The sequence below is a fragment of the Veillonella caviae genome (assembly GCF_003992125.1).
In the GTDB taxonomy this organism is placed as follows: domain Bacteria; phylum Bacillota; class Negativicutes; order Veillonellales; family Veillonellaceae; genus Veillonella; species Veillonella caviae.
In genome coordinates, this window is the sequence record NZ_RQUY01000015.1 from 23518 (window position 1) to 47098 (window position 23581).

Annotated in this window: 14 protein-coding genes; 4 read left to right on the plus strand and 10 right to left on the minus strand. The window is 37.9% G+C overall.

What is annotated here, in order from left to right; all coding sequences use genetic code 11:
* Positions 1 to 6: 6 nt before the first annotated feature.
* The 5 genes from EO120_RS06510 to EO120_RS06530 all read right to left on the minus strand — a co-directional run bounded on the left by EO120_RS06510 (position 7) and on the right by EO120_RS06530 (position 5556).
* On the minus strand, positions 7 to 2157 hold the full coding sequence (locus EO120_RS06510; RefSeq protein WP_127134678.1) for a heavy metal translocating P-type ATPase: 2151 nt from the start codon (positions 2155 to 2157) through the stop codon (positions 7 to 9).
* Positions 2158 to 2173: 16 nt separating this feature from the next.
* Entirely contained in the window at positions 2174 to 2434 is a 261-nt protein-coding gene (locus tag EO120_RS06515) for a DUF6110 family protein (RefSeq protein ID WP_127134679.1), read from the minus strand.
* 98 nt (positions 2435 to 2532) lie between these two features.
* Positions 2533 to 2736 carry a FeoB-associated Cys-rich membrane protein gene (locus EO120_RS06520; protein ID WP_127134680.1) on the minus strand — a complete coding sequence of 68 codons (204 nt, stop codon included), beginning with the start codon at positions 2734 to 2736 and terminating at the stop codon, positions 2533 to 2535.
* Positions 2737 to 2951: 215 nt separating this feature from the next.
* Positions 2952 to 5312, minus strand: a complete 2361-nt coding sequence (gene feoB / locus EO120_RS06525) for a ferrous iron transport protein B (protein WP_127134681.1) — start codon at positions 5310 to 5312, stop codon at positions 2952 to 2954.
* Between the two features lie 10 nt (positions 5313 to 5322).
* Positions 5323 to 5556 carry a FeoA family protein gene (locus EO120_RS06530; protein ID WP_127134682.1) on the minus strand — a complete coding sequence of 78 codons (234 nt, stop codon included), beginning with the start codon at positions 5554 to 5556 and terminating at the stop codon, positions 5323 to 5325.
* A gap of 424 nt (positions 5557 to 5980) precedes the next feature.
* Here EO120_RS06530 and EO120_RS06535 point away from each other — a divergent pair, with 424 nt between their 5' ends.
* A complete protein-coding gene (locus tag EO120_RS06535; protein ID WP_127134683.1) occupies positions 5981 to 7279 on the plus strand; it encodes a DEAD/DEAH box helicase in 1299 nt (432 codons plus the stop codon).
* Between the two features lie 173 nt (positions 7280 to 7452).
* Here the strand turns inward: EO120_RS06535 and EO120_RS06540 are convergent, their stop codons facing one another.
* Positions 7453 to 9753 (minus strand): DNA topoisomerase 3, encoded by a 2301-nt coding sequence (locus EO120_RS06540; protein ID WP_127134684.1) that lies wholly within the window; start codon positions 9751 to 9753, stop codon positions 7453 to 7455.
* Positions 9754 to 10010: 257 nt separating this feature from the next.
* Here EO120_RS06540 and EO120_RS06545 point away from each other — a divergent pair, with 257 nt between their 5' ends.
* Together EO120_RS06545 and EO120_RS06550 are read left to right on the plus strand one after the other, a co-directional pair.
* Positions 10011 to 11606, plus strand: a complete 1596-nt coding sequence (locus EO120_RS06545; protein WP_127134685.1) for a peptide chain release factor 3 — start codon at positions 10011 to 10013, stop codon at positions 11604 to 11606.
* A gap of 363 nt (positions 11607 to 11969) precedes the next feature.
* Positions 11970 to 13217, plus strand: coding sequence for a sodium/glutamate symporter (locus EO120_RS06550; protein WP_127134686.1), 1248 nt, complete (start codon positions 11970 to 11972; stop codon positions 13215 to 13217).
* Between the two features lie 265 nt (positions 13218 to 13482).
* Here the strand turns inward: EO120_RS06550 and EO120_RS06555 are convergent, their stop codons facing one another.
* The 4 genes from EO120_RS06555 to rnmV all read right to left on the minus strand — a co-directional run bounded on the left by EO120_RS06555 (position 13483) and on the right by rnmV (position 22408).
* A complete protein-coding gene (locus EO120_RS06555) occupies positions 13483 to 14178 on the minus strand; it encodes a hypothetical protein (RefSeq protein WP_127134687.1) in 696 nt (231 codons plus the stop codon).
* Positions 14179 to 14191: 13 nt separating this feature from the next.
* Complete coding sequence (locus EO120_RS06560) at positions 14192 to 20515, minus strand: YadA-like family protein (protein ID WP_127134688.1); 6324 nt, start codon at positions 20513 to 20515, stop codon at positions 14192 to 14194.
* A gap of 359 nt (positions 20516 to 20874) precedes the next feature.
* Complete coding sequence (gene rsmA, locus EO120_RS06565) at positions 20875 to 21729, minus strand: 16S rRNA (adenine(1518)-N(6)/adenine(1519)-N(6))-dimethyltransferase RsmA (protein WP_127134689.1); 855 nt, start codon at positions 21727 to 21729, stop codon at positions 20875 to 20877.
* A gap of 133 nt (positions 21730 to 21862) precedes the next feature.
* Positions 21863 to 22408, minus strand: a complete 546-nt coding sequence (gene rnmV / locus EO120_RS06570) for a ribonuclease M5 (protein ID WP_127134690.1) — start codon at positions 22406 to 22408, stop codon at positions 21863 to 21865.
* Positions 22409 to 22514: 106 nt separating this feature from the next.
* Between rnmV and EO120_RS06575 the strand changes: the two genes are divergently transcribed.
* A complete protein-coding gene (locus EO120_RS06575; protein ID WP_127134691.1) occupies positions 22515 to 23450 on the plus strand; it encodes a LysR family transcriptional regulator in 936 nt (311 codons plus the stop codon).
* Positions 23451 to 23581: the final 131 nt, after the last annotated feature.

Below are 23581 nucleotides of genomic sequence, written 5' to 3' on the forward strand. Positions count from 1 at the left end.
ATGTCATCAAGCTACGGTTGTCTCTGCAGTTACATTAATAGTATCGACTACATCTGTAACTGTTACTACATCATCTTTTTTACCAAGCAATGGAGTCATGCTTTCAAGGCCAATACCTAATGTAAAGAGATTATGTAACCATGCAGTTTGACTCGGTGGCATAACACCAAGTACACCACCACCTACGAGAGCGCCATTAAAACCAACGATACCATTGTAATTTGCTTTAATACGTTTCATAAGTGCTAACGAAAGTTTGCGTAAATCTACAAGTGCTTGTAAATTATCGGAAGAAATCGTTACATTCGCGATTTTTTGAGCAATCGGGGCCCCTTCATTCATAGCAATGCCTACATGCGCTTCTGAAATAGCGGGAGAATCATTGATACCATCCCCTATCATCATCACTGTATAACCTTCAGATTTAGCTTGTTTTACATAAGCAGCTTTATCTTCAGGCAATACTTCAGCATGCACTTCATCGATACCAATTTCTTTAGCTACACGCTCTGCATTACGCTTAGAATCGCCAGTCATCATAACGACTTTTTTAATACCTAATTCATGTAATTCAGATATTACGCGTTTTGCTTCTTCTCGTACAGGATCTTTAATGCAAAGAACAGCTGCCAATGTACCTCCAATAGCAAGGTACAAATGGGAAGATGTATTTGGTAGATTATCGAATTTTTCTTGTTCCCCTACAGGTATTTTAGTTTTTTCATCATCAAAGATAAAATGAGCACTGCCGATGCGTACACGGAATCTACCTACTTTAGATGCGATACCGTGAGCTACGACATATTCTACATCAGAATGCATCTCTTTGTGAGGCAATGCATGTTCTTTAGCAGCTCTTACAACAGCTTTCGCCATGGAATGAGGGAAATGCTCTTCTAAGCATGCTGCCAACTTTAACATTTCATCTGCATCTTGACCATTGAATGGAATAATTTCTTCAAATTCAGGCTCCGCTTTAGTAAGTGTTCCTGTTTTATCGAATACAACCATATCTGCTTGAGCAATTTGTTCTAAGAATTTACCGCCTTTAACAGTGATACCTCGTTTAGATGCTTCTTGCATAGCAGATAATACCGCTAACGGGATTGATAATTTCAATGCACAAGAAAAATCAACCATAACCCAAGATAATGCTTTCATAACATTACGAGTGAGCAAAAATGTTAAACCAGCGCCAATAAAGCTAATAGGAACGAGTTTATCCGCCATACGATACGCTTGTTGTTCTATACCAGATTTCATTTGTTCTGATTCTTCGATTAAGTTGACGATTTTTTCATAACGAGATGATTTAGATGTGCTATATACCTCTACAATAGCGCGACCATCTTCTACAACAGTACCAGCGTATACAGATGTATCCTTATCTCGACGTACTGCTTCTGGCTCACCAGTCATGGAGCTTTCATTAACGAGCACAACGCCATCGATAACTACACCATCCAGCGGAATCACTTCACCTTGACGAATAACGATTTTATCGCCTGTTACGACTTCATTAACAGGTTTACTTACTTCGATATCATCTACGAGAACCCATACCTTATCAACATTCAAAGACATGCTTTCTGCAAGGTTCAATACGGATTTGCGATGTGTCCATTCTTCGAGAATCTCTCCAATACCGAGCAAGTACATAACAGCACTAGCTGTAGGATAATCTTTTTGCAACAATGCTGCACCGATAGCTACACCATCAAGAACTTCTACAGTCAATTTGCGTTGCCATAATGTTTTAATTGCTTTGCCGATAAATTTAATACCGTCAAACCATGCCCATGCAGCAGCAATTGGCGCTGGTAAAACAGCCTTTTTACCTAAGTAAATAGCTGTTTTATTAAGCATCATTTCACGATATTTTTTATTTACAAGACGTGGTGAGTACTCATTCAAAGCCGGTGCTGCGGATAATTCTAAATCGCGTAATGCAAGAACTGCATCGCGCACAGCCATATCATCGCCAGTGTGTTTAATAGCTATTTGGCTACTACGCGTGTAGAAGGTTACATCTAAAATAGCAGGATGTGTTAACAAGGTATCTTCAACGAAAGCTGCTTCTGCTTCGGTAAAACGATGACCTGTCACCTTAACATGCAAGCGATTTCTGAGTTTTCGTACTACAGAAAATTGTAACATAGTTCAGCCCTTTAAATTATTTGTTGTCTTCGAAAATTTCTTCATTGCGTGCTTCATTGATTTCTTGAGCTTCTGCCAGTACATCAGATGCAGATGCTTGCACTTTTTCTGCAGTTTCCAATACAGTTTCTTTAGCGCGAAGACCAGCAGCTACGATACCAGCATATACTTTTTTAGCATCTTTAGAAGTTAAGATTTTTAAACCTACAGTGCCCATTGCAAGACCTGCTGCAAAAAGATTAGCGTTTTTAAGATTGTTTTTGTCGAAGTTAAACATAGTTATGTTCCTTTCATATATAGGTAAAATATAAACTTATATAAAAAGAGGAATCCCTTATAGAGACTCCTCTTTTATAAACGAAATTAGTTCGCACATTACTTATCGGTACGCTTAATACCAAGCGCTTGATTAGATCCATCGCAACTACAGTTACCACCACAGCCACTCGATTCTTTCAACTTGCTAGAATCACCGCCGCCACAACCGCAGCCGCCCTGACCAGACATTTGTTTATAAATCTTGTTTCCTATATAAGCTAATGCTAATACAACTATGAGTCCTATAATCAGGTTATCCATAATAGCCCTTCTTTCTCAATATCAATTCACAATCAAGGATAAATACTGAAAAGAGCTGTCTTTTAGGGATTTCCCTTTTCTCATTATCATTTAACCACGGATATTGATAATTATCAAGTAGTAATTTTAATTTTTCTATAACTAAATCGCAATCATTAAATCTATTATGTCATAGTTTATCATAAGTAAAATAAGTAAATGTATCTATTAATGGATTAGAAGCCTAATGCACGTCCAATATTGTAAAAAACAAAACATGCAATCCAAGCGAATACATTTTCATACATGAACATGAATCCAACCCATTTCCAGGAACCTGTTTCACGTTTAATAACTGCCAATGCAGCAACACATGGTGGGTAAATTAAAACGAATAGCATTAATGTTAATGCAACTAATGGTGTAAAATGCGGATCATTTTGTAAGTATGTAGTCAATGCTTCTGGATGATCAGTATCACCACCTACTGCATAAATAGTACCCAAAGTAGATACTACAACCTCCTTAGCGGCTAAGCCAGCCACAAGGGAAACGCCGATTTTCCAATCGAATCCCAATGGTTCAAGAATTGGATTAATGGCTTTACCAAACATCGCCGCATAAGATTGTTCCAATTTTTCAGAAGATTGCTCTTCATCAATTTTCCCATTTTCATCTTCCATATTTACGCTATTTTTATAAAGCCCCCAAGCTGCTGGGAACAATTGCTCGTTTTGTGCTTTAATATCAGCAAATAAATCAGGTGCTTCTGAATCATCTTCTACTTCAATTTCAGGAACATCTTCCCCATTCTCTTCCGCTTCTGCTGTAGCATCTTCTACAGTTGATTTCATTTGATCAACGATATCATTAACAACAACCTTTTGTTCCTCTGTAGTAATACCAAACTGTTGAAGTACTTGCGCATCCTTTACTTCATACGCTTGACTTACTTGTTCGTGTAGTTGATCATAATCTTTAGAGTATTGTACATCCATTGGGTATGTAGTAATAAACCATATTAAAATAGATGTAGCTAGAATAAATGTACCTGCTTTTTTTATGTATAAAATACCACGTTCATACATATGCATCAACGTAGCTTTTAAGGTAGGTAAATGATAAGGCGGCAATTCCATTACGAATGGTTCTGCTTCACCAGCAAATAAGAATTTACGGAAAATCTTTGCAAAAATAATACCGAAAATAATACCTGCCATATAGAATGCAAATACTACAGTCCCTGCAATTTCAGGCGCAAAGAAAGCACCAGCAATCAAGGTGTAAACTGGTAAACGAGCAGAACAACTCATGAACGGTGTAATTAGGATAGTTACCATACGGTCTTTATAATTGTCGAGAATACGAGCACCCATGACAGACGGTACAGAGCAACCAAACCCTAATAATAGAGGAATAAAAGATTTACCATGCAAACCACAGGCACGCATTACACGGTCAATTACGAATGCTGCACGAGCCATATACCCTGTATCTTCTAAAAAAGAAATACCAAGGAATAATAATAAAATTAATGGTACGAAGGAAAGTACTGCGCCAACACCAGCTATAATACCGTCAGAAACTAGGGATTGCAATTGACCTTCAGGGATAACTGTAACTACCCATTCTTGCAACGCAGTAAAGCCATCTTCAATCCATCCTTGAGGAATGGCACCTACCGTATTAACAAAGTTAAATAATAGCCACATGACAATCATGAAAATTGGTAAGCCCCATATACGGTGTGTCAAAATTTTATCATACCGATCAGAACGTGTTTCAGTCGTAGTTGGTAACTCAACAGTAATAGTGTTAAATACGTCTACTGCAAAACGGTGGCGATATTCTTGGAATACAACATCTAAATCTACTTGGTCTTTTAATTCTTCACGAATAGCTTTAGCTTTTTCAAGAACTGCGCCAGTATTTTCAAGACGCATTATTTTCCCTTGTACATCTGCATCTTTTTCAAGTAGCTTAATAGCTACCCAGCGAGCTGGATATGTAATAGTAGAAACTTTTTCAATTTCTTCTTGTAATTCTACAATTTTAGGTTCAAGAATATCACCATACGGAACAATCACATTAGGTGCTTTGTTTGCTTTTGCCGCATCAATAGTTGCACCCAGTAATGCCTCGGTGCCAACATTATTACGACCTACAGTATGAACAATTGTAGCGCCAGTTAATTTCGACAACAATTCTGTATTATACTTAAAGCCCATATCTTCAGATACATCGGACATATTCAGAGCAATAACAATCGGTTTCTCTAATTCGATGAGTTGTGCCGCTAAATATAAGTTACGTTCTAAATTAGATGCATCAAGGACATTAACGATAACATCGGGATTATCATTAATAATAACATCGCGAGCTACTAATTCATCTAGAGAACGAGCTGTTAAACTATATGTACCCGGCAAATCAATAAATAATAATTCATGACCATCAAATTTTGTACGGCCCTCTTTTTTCTCTACTGTAACGCCTGGATAATTACCTACATGCTGTTTTGCTCCTGTAATATTATTAAATACTGTAGTTTTACCACAATTGGGGTTACCTGCTAGAGCAACACGAATTTGTTCCATGTTGGACCTCCTATAAAACCTCTACATCAATCATACCAGCTTCACTTGTGCGTAGAGCTAGTTCAAAGTTTTTCACCTTAATTTCCACAGGATCTCCCAATGGAGCAAATTTAACTACTTGAATCTTTGTACCACTTACAAGCCCCATATCAATAAGACGATGTTTTACATTACCGCTACCATGAAGTGTAACGATAGTGCCAGTTTCACCGACTTTCATATCTTTCAATTTTTTAATCGCCATATGACACCTCCTATATACCTATAACAACCTCATATCAAATACGCCTTATTAAGAATAATACGTATTAAACCTCTAAAACATTATACCACTTTCACTCGCTATTTCAACAAATATTATCAATTTTATAAGCCAAATTTTAAGGTGCTTATATTTTTTAATCATGTTTATTATGATTCTTCATATTATATATATTAGATAAATTCAAACTTTCTAGGTATAGTCTAAAAATCTATATTAAATTCTAATAACTATATAAGTGTTATACAAACCAATAATTTTATCATCTATTATCAATTAGATAACTATATTTTAAATTTATCCTTATAAATATCATAACGGCAATTCTCATTTAGCCAATCGATTTGTAGGAATTCTATTTCCCATGTATAATTAATGTAATATATGATATAAGAAAGGACGACTTATGAAATCATTTAAAACCTTAGGTGTATGTGACGCCTTAATCACAGCATTAAACAAACAAGGCATCAAAGAGCCTACACCTATTCAAGAACAGGCTATACCAGTAGCGTTCAAAGGCAACGATGTCATTGCCAAAGCCCAAACAGGTACAGGCAAAACACTCGCTTTTTTATTACCTATTTTGCAACGTGTTCACATCGATGTAAACCAAGAGCAAGTGCTCATCATCGCCCCTACGCGCGAATTAATTAAACAAATTGCAGAGGAAGCTAAAACATTAGGTGCCGTATTGGGCGTAGATATTCTCCCGCTCATCGGTGGCAAAACTATTGAAGCTCAATTACAACAACTCGGCAGACGACCTCATGTAATTGTAGGTACGCCTGGCCGATTATTAGACCATGCAAAACGAGGATCCCTACATCTGAATACAATCCGCCGTGTCGTATTAGACGAAGCTGATCAAATGTTACACATGGGGTTCTTGCCAGATATTGAACATCTTATTAGCCAAACCGATGCTAGTCGGCAATTGCTATTATTCTCGGCTACCATTCCAGATAAAATTAGAAATTTAGCTAAAGCCTATATGTCTAAACCTGTATCTGTTACAGCAGAGGGTAAACATATCACCTTAGATGCCATCGATCAACGTGTATACATGATGAATCCCGAAGATAAAACACAGCGTCTCATCGAAATGATCAAAGAAGATGATCCATTCTTAGCCATCGTATTTTGTAATAAACGGGAAGGCGCCATTCGCTTGTCCTACGAATTGACTGCAGCTGGACTCAATATTGCAGAAATGCATGGTGATTTGACACAAGGCCGTCGCACCCAAATCTTACGGGATTTTTCAAAAGCAAAAACGCAGATTCTTGTGGCTACCGATATTGCTGCTCGCGGTATCGATATCGAAGGTATTACCCATATATATAACTATGATGTACCACGTGATGTAGATTATTATATTCACCGTATTGGTCGTACTGGTCGTGCTGGTAATAGTGGCGTCGCAATAACCTTTGCTACCCCTTCTGAGGAAGCATGGTTGCGCCGTATTGAGCGTGCTATTCAAGCGACATTGACGAAATACACAAAGGACGGTCAAATTAAGACTAAAGGCAATGCTGGCTCAGCCCCTAAAAAAAATAAGTCTACTAATAAGCCGCAAATTACGAGTAATTACCAATCTACAAAAGCTAAAGCCCACAAAGCGCGCGGTCATAAAGGATCTAACACCCGACAACGCCGTACCTCTACTTCACAAGGTAGCCGTCGGGGTAGACGTAAATAATCACAATCAACTCTCTAATGATTGGAAATGTCCAAAATAATCATAATGATATAAAAATAGGGTTATAGGACAAAAATAACATAAAATAAAGCGTAGCTAATGAAACAGCCCCCTCAAAGTTAGATTTTTAGTCTAACTTTAAGGGGGCTGTTTCACCTCCAGACAAAGGTATTCTATTTTTTATATAAACTTGGCACTCCATCGATATCGGCGCATTGCGTCCGACAGTGAGAGCGATTACTACACACCCAAGATACGCGACCATGAGCTTCTTGTTTTACAAAATAACCTGTTTTGCACCGTGGACATTTATAATCCTTACACTCCACCTGTAAGTCTGCCATCGGTGCTGATGCATTAATTTCCTCTAGTGATTCCGTATATCGACATTTAGGAAAGTTATTACACCCATAGAATGTTCCAAATTTTCCAGACTTCTCTACCAATTTTCCTTTACCACATTTAGGACAAGACTTTAACTCCGATAGTTCCGACTCACTGAGCCGCTTTATCGGGCTACGTCCTTGTTGAGATGTAATAGTGCGTACCACATTAGGCATCATTTTATTTCTACCTTCAGTATTTCCAAATTGTAGTTTATCAATCAAGAGCTGCAAAAACTTAACTTGATCCGACAAAAAGGCATCAAGCGTATCCTCACCTTCACTCATCAATGATAATCGCTCTTCCCACACCGCCGTTTCATCTGGATACAACAATTCTTCTGGCAATGCATCTACTAACAAATACCCTGTATCCGTAGGTGATAACACTTGTTTTTTACCAGATGTTTTCATAAATCCTCGTGAAATCAGCTCATCGATAATATTAGCCCTCGTCGCTTCTGTACCAATGCCAGATACGGCTTTTAATTGCTTTTTTAAATCTTCATTCTTGACAAATTTATGGATTTCTTTCATTGCCTGTAACAAAGTAGATGGTGTAAATCTTGAAGGTGGTTTCGTTTGTTTTGCTTCAATAGAAGAATCCTTATATAAAACTCCATCATTCTTCTTCACTACTGGTAAGTGATCTGTTTCTTCTATAGCCTCTTTACCTTTTATAGACTCTGCACCTGTATCGTCAGTTAAATCTACATCATCTTCTAGATTCGTTGTTTTTTGACGTTTATACAAAAACTTCCAACCTTCGTCAATAACAACACGACCATTAGCAACAAAACGTTCCTCTTGTTGAACAACGACGATTTTAGTTTGTTCATATAAGTGCTCACCATAAAATTGAGCTATGTAGGCTTGACTGATAAGAAAATAAATATTTCGTTCTGTCTTACTCAAAGTAGACACATCGCAATATACCGTAGTAGGAATAATCGCGTGATGAGCAGTAATTTTCTTTTCATTCCAAGTACGAGATTTAATAGATTGATTAGCCCCTTGAGACCAAAGTTGCAATTTTTCATCATTGCAGCGACTTAAATTTTGTAAAATAACAACTCTATCTTCATATTGGTTAGGTGGTACATATTCGCAATCTGAACGAGGGTAAGTTGTCAATTTCCGTTCATATAACTTTTGCGCTGTTTCCAATACGGTTTGTGGATCATAAGAAAATGCCTTTCCTGCCAATACTTGCAATGATGATAGTGAAAGTGGCAGTCGTTGTGGGTCTTTCTTTTTTGATTTAGTAACGCTTTGAATAATACCTTTCGGTGAAATTGACAATTTGTGTACTAATTCATCAGCAATATTTTTATTAATAAGACGTCCATCATGATCCAGCCCTTTTTGTTCATCTGTAGGTTGCCAAGTAGTCCAGAATAAACCATTTGGATGTTCATATTGAATCTTTACAGTAAAATAATCTACTGGCTTAAACGAGTCTAACTCACGTTCTCGACGAACTACGAGTGCCAAAGTTGGGGTTTTAACGCGCCCAATAGGCAATGTTACTTTATGTCCCTTATACCGTTCTGATAATGTATAGGCCCGTGATAAATTCATACCAATTAACCAGTCTGCACGTGCCCTTGCTAATGCAGATTGATAAAGGTTATAAAAATCCTTATTATTTCGTAAGTCGTTAAGGGCACTACGAATAGATTTTTCGTCTAATGCATTTAACAATATACGTTGTACCGGTTTCGTATTTCCTACAAAATGCAATACTTCATCAACTAGCAATTGTCCTTCTCTATCAGGGTCACCAGCGTTGACGATACTATCGGCTTTAGAGATAAGATCTTTTACTATTTCAAATTGTTGGCGACTACTATCTGTGACGAGCAATTTCCATTCAGTGGGCACTATTGGTAAATCTTGATGCCGCCAACGCACATATTGTTCGTTATAATCTCCTGGTTCTGCTTGATGCAATACATGCCCTACAACCCATGTCACTACATCATCACCTTGAATAAAGTATCCATTGCGCTTTTGTATATTTTTATTTTCCGGTAAACACTTGCTGATTTCCCTTGCCATTGATGGCTTTTCAGCGATAAATAAACGCATGGTCCCCCCTCCAATTACTTTCACAAACAGTAAAACCATAGTGCAGTAAAATTTGCAGTAAAAGAAAAGAAATTTGATAAAACTTAGCCTGCTAAAGTACGGTATCATCAATAATAATACAGTATTTCGTACAGGCATTATTTAGTGGAATAATATTATACTACAAATTCATAGTCATAACCACTAAAATAAGGTATAATCGAAAAGATATAATACATATAACGCTGTAGTAGGCGATAATTAATTGAGGTGAAGGAATGACATTTTTAGAAGAAGTACAACGTCGTCGTACGTTTGCTATCATATCTCACCCGGATGCGGGTAAAACAACATTAACGGAAAAATTATTATTATATGGTGGTGCCATCCACTTAGCAGGTTCTGTAAAATCTCGAAAAACTGCCAAACACGCCGTATCTGATTGGATGGAAATAGAAAAACAACGCGGTATTTCTGTTACTAGCTCCGTTCTACAATTTGATTATGACGGCTGCCGTGTCAATATTCTCGACACGCCTGGTCACCAGGACTTCTCTGAAGATACCTATCGCACATTAATGGCTGCCGACAGTGCTGTCATGCTCATTGACGTAGCTAAAGGCGTAGAAGCGCAAACAAAGAAATTATTCGCCGTTTCTAAAGAACGGGGAATTCCTATTTTTACCTTCGTCAACAAAATTGACCACTTTGGTCGCAACCCCTTCGACTTAATGGAAGAAATAGAAAATGTTCTCGGCATACGTACATGTCCTATGAACTGGCCTATCGGTATCAATGGTGAATACCTTGGCGTATATGACAGAGAACATGAAACTATCGAACTTTTTGAAAAAGACACCACTCACGGTCAGGAAAAATTAGCTTCTGAAAAAGGTAAATTAGATGATCCGCGAATGAAAGAATTATTAGGTGAAGACGTTTATCAAGCACTTCTCGACGATATTGAACTCCTCGATGTAGCTGGAGATTCATTCGATTTTGAAAAGGTACGCGCTGGTGAATTAACCCCTATGTTCTTTGGTTCTGCTATGACAAATTTCGGTGTCAAACCATTCTTAGAGAAATTCTTAGAACTCGCACCGTCCCCTGCTCCACGTCCAGCTATTGAAGAAGTAGTACAACCAACTAGCGATGATTTTACGGCTCTCGTATTTAAAATTCAAGCTAATATGGATCCTAATCACCACGACCGCATTGTTTTTATGCGAATTTGCTCTGGTAAATTTGAAAAAGGTATGTCCGTATTACATCGTCAATCTAATAAGACCATTCGCCTTTCCCAACCACAACAATTCTTGGCTACCGAACGTACCATTGTAGAGGATGCATACCCTGGCGATATTATAGGTGTATTCGATGCTGGTACTATGGGTGTAGGCGACACCTTATGTTCCCCAAAACACAAGGTAACCTTCGGCGATTTCCCTGTATTCCCACCAGAATTCTTTGCTCGTGTATCCCCAAAAGATACAATGAAACGTAAACAATTCCTAAAAGGTATGACACAACTTGCCCAAGAAGGGGCTGTACAAATTTTTGAGCAGCCAGGTGCTCTTGATTCTTTCGTAGTAGGCGCCGTTGGTATGCTTCAATTTGAAGTATTAGAATACCGCCTCAAAAATGAGTATGGCGTAGATCTATTAAACAATACATTGCCATACGGTGTGGCTCGTTGGATTGATGGCGATGTAGATACGTCAACCTTAAAAGGCGTAGATAACGCTATGATTGTAAAAGATAATCGCGATCGCACAGTAGTCCTCATTTCCAATGAGTGGCAAATGGGCTGGGTTCAAGAACGTAATCCAGATATTACTTTCTTAAATGCACCAAAATTACATAACGAATTATAAATCCAAAATCAGGGAGCATATAATACACCCTGATTCTGTAGTATAATATAATCTATCGTAGTAGCTAGCTATTTAATTCAAATGGCTAGCTACTTTATTTATAATTCACCCTCATATAATATACAGTTCAAAATATATACGAAACCGCAACAAGCTATTTCTATAAGAACTAGTATACATTAATACTATATTCTTATAATTATAAAAAAATTATTTTTTCTCAAAGGATTTTTAAACACTTTTGCAGAATATATACGTTATACGTATACGGAATTTGTATACATAATAAATTCTATAGTATTTGCACGTCCATCCATGATACAATGTAATAAATTATTTTTATTTATTAAAAGGAGTGATTTTATGGGACTAATTGACCTAAAGTTAGTCAATGATGTATGGACTTTAAAGTTGTCCATGATTCAAACCGTAGGCCTTGCAGTCATTACCCTCTTCATCGGTATGTGGATTAATAAACATTCCAAAGTATTGCAACGCCTATGTATGCCAGCACCTGCTGTAGGGGCATTACCATTTGCCTTTTTTACTGCAATTTTGTCATACTATAAGATTTTAAATATTAGTTTTGACAGTTCCCTTCAAACATTTTTAATGCTTGCCTTCTTTACCAGCATCGGCTTAATGGCCTCTTTAAAAGTATTGAAAAAAGGCGGTATTTTTATCTTCTTCTTCTTCCTCCTCTGTGCAGCGTGGATTGTTGTCCAAAATACAATTGGCATCTCTATTGCCAAAGCATTAGGTGTTGAACCTATCCTTGGCATTATGGCAGGGTCCGTATCTATGATGGGTGGTCTTGGTACTGCTGGTGCCTTTGGTCCGCACTTTGAACAATTGCTCGGTATCCCTGGTACCGCTACAGCTGCCGTAGCAGCGGCTACCTTCGGTATGGTAGCAGGTACAGTGCTCGGCGCTCCTGTAGGTGAACGTATCATCAAAATGCATAGTGTAAAAACACCTTATGACAGCCCTGAAACTATGAATGATGAAGGTATCGACATGATGGAAGATCGTGTGGAAAGTGGCGGTAAACAATTCAATAGCCAAGCTCTTCTCACCATCTGTATGTGGATTGGTTTAGCCTTAGGTATCGGTACTCTTGTAAGTTATGGTTTATCCATTCTTACACCATTACCTGCATATATCGGTTCTATGATTGTAGCAGCTTGTATTCGTAACTTTGGTGATTTCTCTAAGAAATACAAAATCAATGATGCTGCCCTTGATGCAGTATCTAATGTAGCCTTAGCATTATTCGTAACTATGGCTATTAACAGTTTGAAACTAGTTCAATTAATCGATTTAGCATTACCACTTATTGCAATTTTAGCAGGACAAATGATTGCTATCGTAATTTTCGCTTACCTTATCTTCTTATTATTCGGTCGCAATTACGATTCTGTAATGCTTGGTGCTGGTGCTATCGGCTTCGGCTTAGGAGCTACACCAAATGCATTAGTTAATATGTTGTCCTTAGCAAGTAAACACGGTCCATCGCCTCGTGCATGGCTCGTTGTATCCCTTGTAGGCGCATTCTTAATTGACTTTGCCAATGCATTCATCATTACAAGTATGGCTAGTTGGTTATACTAATTCAAAAAAGGAGCTGTAACAGAATGAGGTAAAACCTCATTCTAGTTGCAGCTCTTTTCATATATAGAAAATACCAAGATAATTACAGATGAATTTTCTGTAATTATCTTGGTATTTTTGTGCTTTAAACACATTTAAATAAGCCTTTATAGCTTAGAGTTTTTTGTAAAACAAGACATATAAACGCCCCTTACTTACAATGATAAAGTGTCTGCATCGATTAATCAATGCAGACACTAATATCACTTTTAAATAGAGGTATATTCTATCGAGGTTCCATCATTCGACGCTCTTTAACAACTTGTTTCGTCGCATACCAAACTGTATTATTTACATAATAGCGAAGTTCATCATTTTGCACAGTGCTCTGAGTTTGTTCTAATATCGATGTCAATCTATTTTTTACATCTTCAGCAAACGCATCACCTTGCAAATCTGATGCTTCTGCAGCATACATAGATGTACGCATAGCATCTGCCATTGTGCGAAGTACATTAAATCCATAGCTATTAGTATAATATTCTGAACCCTGATTATCCGCACCCTTATAGGTCACATAATTATAAGTTTGAATTCCTTCATTTTCACCATTCCAATTATGTGAACGTTCATAAAAATGAACACGTCCTATAATACGATCATCAAATAACGACGCATAAGAATATTCTCGCTTCAATATTTTCTTTACATCAGAATCTAACCACAACTTATCTGTTTCCGTCAAAGTTCCGCTCATCTGATGCTCTTTTGCAGTAGCAATTGCTTCACGAGCATGCGCCCATTGCTGTGCAAAGGCCATGATTTGTTCAGCTGTTTCAGGTCTAACTGTTTCCACTAAATAATCATCAGTACCAACAATAGCATTTGCCGGATTAGTTTCCAATAATACATCTTTTTCAGCAAACGCCGTAGTCACAGTCATCATACATGCCAATGCAGTTAGAATAATTTGTTTTTTCATCCAAGTTCCTCTCTTACAATCCTACTTTATGAACTAATGCTTGAATCATCTGTTTCATTTGTTCAATTTCATCTTTTTGTGCTTTATTTTCTGCTAAAAGACGTTGGTTTTGAACTTTGATTGCCGACACTTCATCCTGCATTACATATACAGAACTGATAGGACCTGCTTTGTAACGATCTGGAACAGCTTCCTCTTCATCACGATTACCAAATTTCCACGTAACACCAGCATTATACATGGTATTATGATTCCCCATAGTTACACCAGCATGGAACATAGTAGATTCATTTTTGAAATGTGCCACACCAACAGCCAACGCATGAGAACCTTTATATCCACCTATACCTGCCATAATTTGAGTTGGTTCTAATGGATCGTATTGTAACGGTTTTAATGCAGACAATGCTGCCGCATTTGCGCCTGTATCAGCAATATCATCCTTCACATCCGCAATAGCGAGATCCACATTATTCCCCATCTGCTTTAATTGACTCACATTTACTGCATCAGTATCTGCCTCGCCAGGTGAAACATTAATAATCTTATTACCACCATTATCTAAACCAGAGTTAGTCAAGCTAACAGGATTTCCCTTAGCACCTTGATTAATAGTAATGCCGCCAGCATTAATCACTGTCGTATTGCTATCGCTACCAATAGTAAGGCCAGTATTATTCATCACAATGTTACCAGTTGTAACAGAGTTTAACGTAATATCATTCTGCAAAGCATATGTAACAGTACCATTGGATTGTGCTACATCCAAATTATTTCCTGCGATCATTGTCACATTGTCACCAGGATTAATCAATTCACTGCCTGTTGCAGAATTTGTACCAGTACCTGTTTTATTAGTTTTCAATGTAAATCCGCTATTATTAATCGCATTCGCTACATCACCAACTGTGGCAAAGGAATTAGATGTTGTCGCGCCGTCTACATCTGTGGAGGCTGTACCTGTTACTGTACCGTTAGATTCTGCTGTCAAAGACCCTTTTGTTACTGCCAAATCATAATTAGTATGACCGTCATCTTTTGTAGTTTCTCTAACTGCTACTGTTTTATTATCAGATGTAACAGTCGTTTTCGCACCTGCTACAGCTGTAGTCAATTGACTGACATTTACCGCATCAGTAGGCGCTGTACCAGCTGCTACATTGGTAATTGTATTACCACCGTTATCTAAACCATCTTTTGTTAAGGATACAGGCTTTCCGGCTGCACCATTTTTAATAACAATGCCATCTGTTGTCATTGTTGTATCCCCAGTTGTAACGGAGTTAAGCGTAATATCCTCTTTCAAGGCATAGGTAACTGTACCATCCTCTTGTTTTACATCAAGATTGTTCCCAGCTACCATCGTTACTGTATCACCAGGGTTAATCAGTTCACTATCTGTTGTACTATTCGTACCACTACCTGTTTTAGCAGTTTTCAACGTGAATCCACTATTATTAATCGCATTTGCTACATCACCGACTGTGGCAAAAGAATTAGTAATTGGCTTACTATCTGCATCATTTGCAGGCACTGCTGTTACACTACCATTTGTAGTTGTAAAGCTACCTTTGGTAACTGCTAAATCATAATTAGTATGACCATCTTTCACTGTCGTAGGCACAACTGTTACAGAGTTATCATCAGATGTGACAGTTGTTTTTGCACCTGCCACTGCTGTAGTTAATTGACTGACATTTACCGCATCAGTAGGCGCTGTACCAGCTGCTACATTGGTAATTGTATTACCACCGTTATCTAAACCATCTTTTGTTAAGGATACAGGCTTTCCGGCTGCACCATTTTTAATAACAATGCCATCTGTTGTCATTATTGTATCCCCAGTTGTAACGGAGTTAAGCGTAATATCCTCTTTCAAGGCATAGGTAACTGTACCATCCTCTTGTTTTACATCAAGATTGTTCCCAGCTACCATCGTTACTATATCACCAGGGTTAATCAGTTCACTATCTGTTGTACTATTCGTACCACTACCTGTTTTAGCAGTTTTCAACGTGAATCCGCTATTATTAATCGCATTTGCTACATCACCAACTGTGGCAAAAGAATTAGATGGGGTAGCACCGTCTACATCAGGGGAAGCTAAGCCTGTTACTGTGCCGTTAGAGCCTGCTGTTAGAGACCCTTTTGTTACTGCCAAGTCATAATTAATATGTCCGTCATCTTCATCTACAATCTCTTCAATTGCTACGGTTTTATCTGCAGACGTAACTGTAGTTCTAGCACCTGCCACTTTTGTATTCAATTGGCTAACATTCACCGCATCAGTATCATTTTTACCAGCTGCTACATTGGTAATTGTATTATCACCGTTATCTAAACCATCTTTTGTTAAGGATACAGGCTTTCCGGCTGCACCATTTTTAATAACAATGCCATCTGTTGTCATTGTTGTATCCCCAGTTGTAACGGAGTTAAGCGTAATATCCTCTTTCAAGGCATAGGTAACTGTACCATCCTCTTGTTTTACATCAAGATTATTCCCAGCTACCATCGTTACTGTATCACCAGGGTTAATCAATTCACTGTCTGTTGCAGAATTTGTACCACTACCTGTTTTATCAGTAGTCAATGTAAAGCCGCTATTATTAATCGCATTCGCTACATCACCGACTGTGGCAAAAGAATTAGATGGGGTAGCACCGTCTACATCAGCAGCTGCTGCACCTATTACTGTGCCGTTAGATCCTGCTGTTAAAGACCCTTTTGTTACTGCCAAGTCATAATTAATATGTCCGTCATCTTCATCTACAGTCTCTTCAATTGCTACGGTTTTATCCGCAGACGTAACTGTAGTTCTAGCACCTGCCACTTTTGTATTCAATTGGCTAACATTCACCGCATCAGTATCATTTGTACCAGCTGCTACATTGGTAATTGTATTACCACCGTTATCTAAACCATCTTTTGTTAAGGATACAGGCTTTCCGGCTGCACCATTTTTAATAACAATGCCATCTGTTGTCATTGTTGTATCCCCAGTTGTAACGGAGTTAAGCGTAATATCCTCTTTCAAGGCATAGGTAACTGTACCATCCTCTTGTTTTACATCAAGATTATTCCCAGCTACCATCGTTACTGTATCACCAGGGTTAATCAATTCACTATCTGTTGCAGAATTTGTACCACTACCTGTTTTATCAGTAGTCAATGTAAAGCCGCTATTATTAATCGCCGTTGCTACATCACCTACTGTGGCAAAAGAATTAGTAATTGGCTTACTATCTGCACCATTTGCAGGCTCTGCTTTTACAGTACCATTTGTAGTTGTAAAGCTACCTTTGGTAACTGCTAAATCATAATTAGTGTGACCATCAGTATCTGTCGTAGACACAACTGTTACAGAGTTATCATCAGATGTGACAGTTGTTTTTGCACCTGCAACTGTTTCAGTTAATTGACTGAAATTTACCGCATCATTAGGCGCCGTACCAGCTGCTACATTGGTAATTGTATTACCACCGTTATCTAAACCGCCTTTTGTTAAGGATACAGGCTTTCCGGCTGCACCATTTTTAATAACAATGCCATCTGTTGTCATTGTTGTATCCCCAGTTGTAACGGAGCTAAGGCTAATAGCATCTTTCAAGGCATAAGTAACTGTACCATCCACTTGTTTCACATCAAGATTGTTCCCAGCTACCATCGTTACTGTGTCACCAGGGTTAATCAATTCACTGTCTGTTGCAGAATTTGTACCACTACCTGTTTTATCAGTAGTCAATGTAAAGCCGCTATTATTAATCGCATTTGCTACATCACCGACTGTAGCAAAGGAATTAGATGTTGTTGCACCAGCTACACCATCAGCTGCTGCACCTGTTACTGTGCCGTTAGAGCCTGCTGTTAGAGACCCTTTTGTTACTGCTAAATCATAATTAGTATGACCATCTGCCTCTTTCTCAGATACAACTGTTACAGAGTTATCATCAGATGTGACAGTTGTTTTTGCTGCTTTAATAGCATCAGAAACATTCGTTTTATCTGTATCTCCAATATTAGTGACTGCTAATGTTCCATCTGGATTAACTGTTGTATCACCACCAATTATATCGGCTACAGATCCTGCTACATTAGCAGTTACCTGGTTTGCTACATATAATTGGGAGCCATTAATTGCATCTGTAGATGTAGCAGAAATTTCTCCAGCAGCTACATTTTGGATTCTTCGTTCACTACCTGCAGCACCAACAGAAACAGCACCTACCGCTGTTTCACCAGCAAACCCTCCATATGTTAAAGTTGTAGTTGTAGCTGCATCCGTAGTTGTAGCTGCATACGTACTTTTAACAGTTGCTGTAGATACAGAACCTGTAGCGCCACCAGTAGTTGTTCTACCAGCCACACCATCTACGTTCATATTAGCACCAGCTGTTGCCAGTACCTGACTATTATCACCTAAATACACGGAATTAGCCACAGTATCCATTACAGACTTATCTGATTTTACACCAATACCACTACCCAACACATAGGTGCCAGATGTATTTACATAGTTATTATTGCCTACTACTTTAGAACTATCTACAGCTGCAGTAATAACCAATCCAGGTGTTGTTTGTAATTTACCATTACTATCATAAGTTGCAGTAGCACCAATTTGGTTATTATTACCAAATGCTCCTACATTAGTAGAAGTAGCGCCAACTGCATTATCATTACCAACTGTAAAAGATCCAGTACCTTCTATAATAGACGGATCACCGACAGCACCCGAATAATTTCCTGACACACTGTTTGACGTGCCTATAGAAATTGATTGTGTACCACTTGCTTTCGCTTCTCGACCAATTGCTACAGAATCTACACCACTTGCATTGCTCTTATAACCAGTTGCTACCGAATTAACACCCAACGCCTGAGAACCTATAGCTATAGCAGTAGCATGACGTGCATTCGCATACGCACCAGCACCGATAGCAGTTGTACCAACAGCATCAGCTTTACCATCCCCAGTCTGTGCACCAATAGCTGTACCTAATGTCGCTTTAGATGCTACTACTGCCGCTGTACCAATAGCTGTACCCAAAGAAGAATAAGATGCCGCTTTTTGACCAATAGCTACCGAACCATCCAAAGCACTGGTAGTAGGATAAAAGTCTGAAATAGAATTAATTGGAAATGCCTTCCCTACATTATCGGTATAGGCATTTTTTGCTGTAGCTGATACTGAATTCATATCATTACCACCGATAGCAACGGAAGAATGCCCTGCCACAGTTTGAGCGCCAATAGCGATAGATTGATCGCCTAATGCGCGCGCATCAAAACCAATAGCTGTTGCTTCATTCACATCAATAGTGGCTTTCGTTGTATCAATACCGGCTAAAGCAAATAAATCATTAGTATAATACGAATGTGTAATAGCAGTATTTTTAGTCGTTGTCAATCCACCTGTTGCCGTATTATAATCTGCATCCGTAAAACTAGCTTTATCCTTAAAATTACTATCTGTATCACCTTTAACGCGATACAATAACCCGGCTAAGGAATTACTCCCCACAGCTGTAGAACCGTTAGATCCTTTATTACCACCATCAATAATCGCATCAGTACCAATAACCGTAATAGGCCTTTTAATAGTACTAGTAAAATTAGATACCGTATCTGCAATAGCTACTGTATTAGCCCCAATAGCTACAGAAGCAGTTGATTGAGCCTTGGCCTTAGCACCGATGGCTACGGCATTCTCACCATATAAACCAATAGCCCCCGATGAACTTAACACCTTACCCAATTGATCTTGCACGCCTGTTACAGCTCCCATACCAAGAGCAATAGAGTTATTTCCATACGCAGACGCACTATAGCCTACTGCTGTCGATTGATCGCCCTGTGCCTTGGTAGAACCACCTATAGCAGTAGCATCCTTAGCAGCAACTGTAGTAAATGTATAATTAGCAGGATCTGTTTTACTTCCAGTCTCATCTTTTATTTTAACTGATGTTGTAACCGTACCACCTGCAAGAGCGGTATTGCCGATAGCCACCGATTCGTTCCCTGTAGTTTGCGATCCATTACCGATTGCTATATTATTTACACCTTCTGCAGTAGCAGTTTCACCAATTTCAATTTCCTTATTGCCCGTTGTTTTGGTTTCCACATATACAGGAGAACCGTTCGAACTAACAGTTCCAGAAGTAGTGTCTGTAATAGCGGTTGCTGCACTAACCACTCCAACGGAAGAGGACATGATACCGATAACAGTTGCTGCTGCCAACGCCGTTCTTGCAAATGTTTTTGCATTTGACGGTGACTTTACTACATATTGTTGTCTCTCTTTGTTCCAAATTATTTTATACGACCTATTGTTCATTCAAGAATCCTATTCCCTTTCATACTTACTTATTCAGATTCGAATAAAACAGAAAATCCCTCTAAAGCGCCTATATTAAGTATGATTTTAATTCAAGCATTTCATGATTAACTCATTTTCTGTTACAATACATTCTAATACTTTTACACTACACTAAAAAAATCAACTATTTCTAAAACAAAGTATATAAATCCCTACCCAATCTCCTAATGCAATATGTAACAATCCATCAGATTAACTATAAATCTTACAGTTTTTAACAGTTAAAATTTCATATATCATATAAAAAAGACACCAACCACAAATATGATTGGTGTCAATACAAACTTACGAAATGAGTATTCTAATATGAAAAAATCCTATATTAATATCTTGTCCCACGCATTAGCTACATCTGCAAATTCTTGAAGAGTAAATGTTTCACCTCTACGTTGCCCATCGATGCCAGCCTCTTGTAATACTGCATCAATTTGTTCTTTACTAAGTCCTGTAGTTTTCATCGTATTAGAAAATGTTTTACGACGCTGTGCAAAACCAGCTTTCACAACGCGGAAAAACAATTTCTCATCTACCACATCGACTGGCGGTTTATCACGCAATACACAGCGAATAACAGAACTCGTTACAGCTGGTGCAGGTAAAAATGATTTTGGTGGCACATCAAGAACAATATCTGGTTTTGTATAGTACTGTACCGCTACAGACAAAGCACCATAATCTTTGGTACCCGGTTTAGCCACCATGCGCAATGCCACTTCCTTTTGAACCATCACAACAAGACGTTCAATAGGCAGTTTACTTTCTAATAACGACATAATAATAGGCGTTGTAATATAATAAGGTAAATTAGCTACTACCTTAAATGGCTCATGATTCATAATAGAAGATACATCAAGTTTTAATACATCACCATGTACGATTTTTACATTCTCATATTGCCCCAATGTAGTGTCTAGTACCTCTAGTAATCGTGTATCTAATTCAATAGCCGTTACTTGTGCTCCACTTTGAGCTAAACCTTGCGTTAATGTACCAATACCTGGGCCAATTTCAAGCACTGGTTCTCCTGGCTCTAAATCTGCTGATTTGACGATTTCATCTACGATACCTCGTTTAATCAAGAAGTTTTGACCCAACTTCTTACTCATTTTAATATCAAAACGTTTACATATATAATGCACCACTTCAGGACTTGCAATAATGGATTCAATCATATTTACTCCCGTATATATTCTTACTATTATTTATTATTCTTAACTATTATGTATTATACTTCCCATACTCTGAGATACTCATATGCTATACTATACTAACTCTTTTAGTTATGAAAGTACATGTTGCTAAAACTCATAACTCTTTATTAATAATAGATTGAACGGCTGCTTCATAAGCCGCTCTTGTAATACCATAATGATTTAAGCGATATAAAAATTGCTTACCATTGCCGTACCCAATACCAAGCTTAGCACCTATGGAAGCACGAAGCTCTGCACTATTGGGAAATCCTGATAAGCCATGACTCACTAAGTCTGCCATAGTAAATTCATTAGAAGAGTCTATCGTTTCTGTATGCAATACAGATAATGCTCTGCGTATAGATTCAGGAGAGGCTTGTTCTATACCAATGTCATCATTAGCAAAGGCTTCATTACGTGGCACAAATGCATGCTGCGCATTGGGAAATTTCTTTGTCAACACACGACGTATACGTTCTCCCGCAGTATCTGGATCTGTAAGGATAATAATGCCTCGTTTTTCATAGGCCACACGAATCTGTTCAATTACACCTTTACGCAATGTGAATCCTTCAGTAGCAATACAGTCAGCTGTAACAGCTTGTTGTATACGTTGTATATCTGATTTTCCCTCTACGACGATAACTTCTTTTAGCATAAGTCCTCCTATTCTTTCCTATCATTGTAACATATATAACATTGCTAAAATAGGTGTAATCGTTTAGTATTAATAATGTATAATCCATATTATAAGGAGAACAATTGTGACATTACAACAATTACGATATGTAACGACTATCGCCAACATCGGTAGCATTAGTGAGGCAGCAAAACGTTTATTCGTGTCTCAACCAAGTTTAACAAAAGCCATAAAAGAATTAGAAAAAGAAATGGGCATCACCATTTTTGATAGAACCAATAAAGGAATTACTGTATCTAAGGAAGGTGAGCGATTTTTAGGCTATGCTCGACAAGTATTAGAGCAAGCTACCTTATTAGAAGAACAGTATAAAAGTAATACAGGAGGTAAAAAACAATTCTCCGTATCTACACAACACTATTCTTTTGCTGTAACAGCTTTTGCAGAATTAATTAATCGTGCCAATGTAGACTCTTATGACTTCTCATTACGAGAAACGCAAACCTATGAAATCATCGATGATGTAACACATATGAAAAGTGAAATTGGTTTATTATACTATAATGATTTCAATCGACCTGTTTTGGAGAAACTCATTCACTCAAATGAATTGACCTTTACTGAGTTATTTACTGCTCATCCACATGTATTTATTGGTAAACACCATCCATTAGCGACAAAAAAGAAAATATCTATGGAAGAACTTGAAGAGTATCCATATATCTCCTTTGAACAAGGCGATCACAACTCCTTCTATTTCTCTGAAGAAATCTTTAGCACTGTAGTCAGACCGAAGCATATTCGTGTTCGTGATCGTGCTTCTCTATTTAGCTTATTATTAGGCCTTAATGGCTATACCGTGTCTAGTGGTGTTATCGATGAGGAAGTTAATGGCGAAAATATCATCGCAGTCCCTCTTGCAGAAGAAGGCATTATGCACATCGGTTATATTACAAATAACAAAATGCAACGAAGTCGTTTAGGACAAGAATATATTCAAGCCCTAAAAGATTACCTCAAAACATACGGTCGTCATATTCAATTAGCTACAACAGAATAATAGATTAACACATAAGCAAAAGCGAGCATCCATAAGAATGCTCGCTTTTATATTAAGGGTTATAGGACAAAAAGTGTGTGTGACTAATCCCAATAAGTTGGAAAATTTGTAGACATATGTAGCTCATTCCA

What these genes read in the sequence shown, in the direction of transcription:
- EO120_RS06545 (WP_127134685.1), top strand. Translation starts at nt 10,011, where the DNA reads ATGACATTTTTAGAAGAAGTACAACGTCGTCGTACGTTTGCTATCATA.
- EO120_RS06560 (WP_127134688.1), bottom strand. Translation starts at nt 20,515, where the DNA reads ATGAACAATAGGTCGTATAAAATAATTTGGAACAAAGAGAGACAACAA.
- feoB (WP_127134681.1), bottom strand. Translation starts at nt 5,312, where the DNA reads ATGGAACAAATTCGTGTTGCTCTAGCAGGTAACCCCAATTGTGGTAAA.
- EO120_RS06550 (WP_127134686.1), top strand. Translation starts at nt 11,970, where the DNA reads ATGGGACTAATTGACCTAAAGTTAGTCAATGATGTATGGACTTTAAAG.
- EO120_RS06510 (WP_127134678.1), bottom strand. Translation starts at nt 2,157, where the DNA reads ATGTTACAATTTTCTGTAGTACGAAAACTCAGAAATCGCTTGCATGTT.
- EO120_RS06530 (WP_127134682.1), bottom strand. Translation starts at nt 5,556, where the DNA reads ATGGCGATTAAAAAATTGAAAGATATGAAAGTCGGTGAAACTGGCACT.
- rnmV (WP_127134690.1), bottom strand. Translation starts at nt 22,408, where the DNA reads ATGCTAAAAGAAGTTATCGTCGTAGAGGGAAAATCAGATATACAACGT.
- EO120_RS06515 (WP_127134679.1), bottom strand. Translation starts at nt 2,434, where the DNA reads ATGTTTAACTTCGACAAAAACAATCTTAAAAACGCTAATCTTTTTGCA.
- rsmA (WP_127134689.1), bottom strand. Translation starts at nt 21,729, where the DNA reads ATGATTGAATCCATTATTGCAAGTCCTGAAGTGGTGCATTATATATGT.
- EO120_RS06555 (WP_127134687.1), bottom strand. Translation starts at nt 14,178, where the DNA reads ATGAAAAAACAAATTATTCTAACTGCATTGGCATGTATGATGACTGTG.
- EO120_RS06520 (WP_127134680.1), bottom strand. Translation starts at nt 2,736, where the DNA reads ATGGATAACCTGATTATAGGACTCATAGTTGTATTAGCATTAGCTTAT.
- EO120_RS06535 (WP_127134683.1), top strand. Translation starts at nt 5,981, where the DNA reads ATGAAATCATTTAAAACCTTAGGTGTATGTGACGCCTTAATCACAGCA.
- EO120_RS06540 (WP_127134684.1), bottom strand. Translation starts at nt 9,753, where the DNA reads ATGCGTTTATTTATCGCTGAAAAGCCATCAATGGCAAGGGAAATCAGC.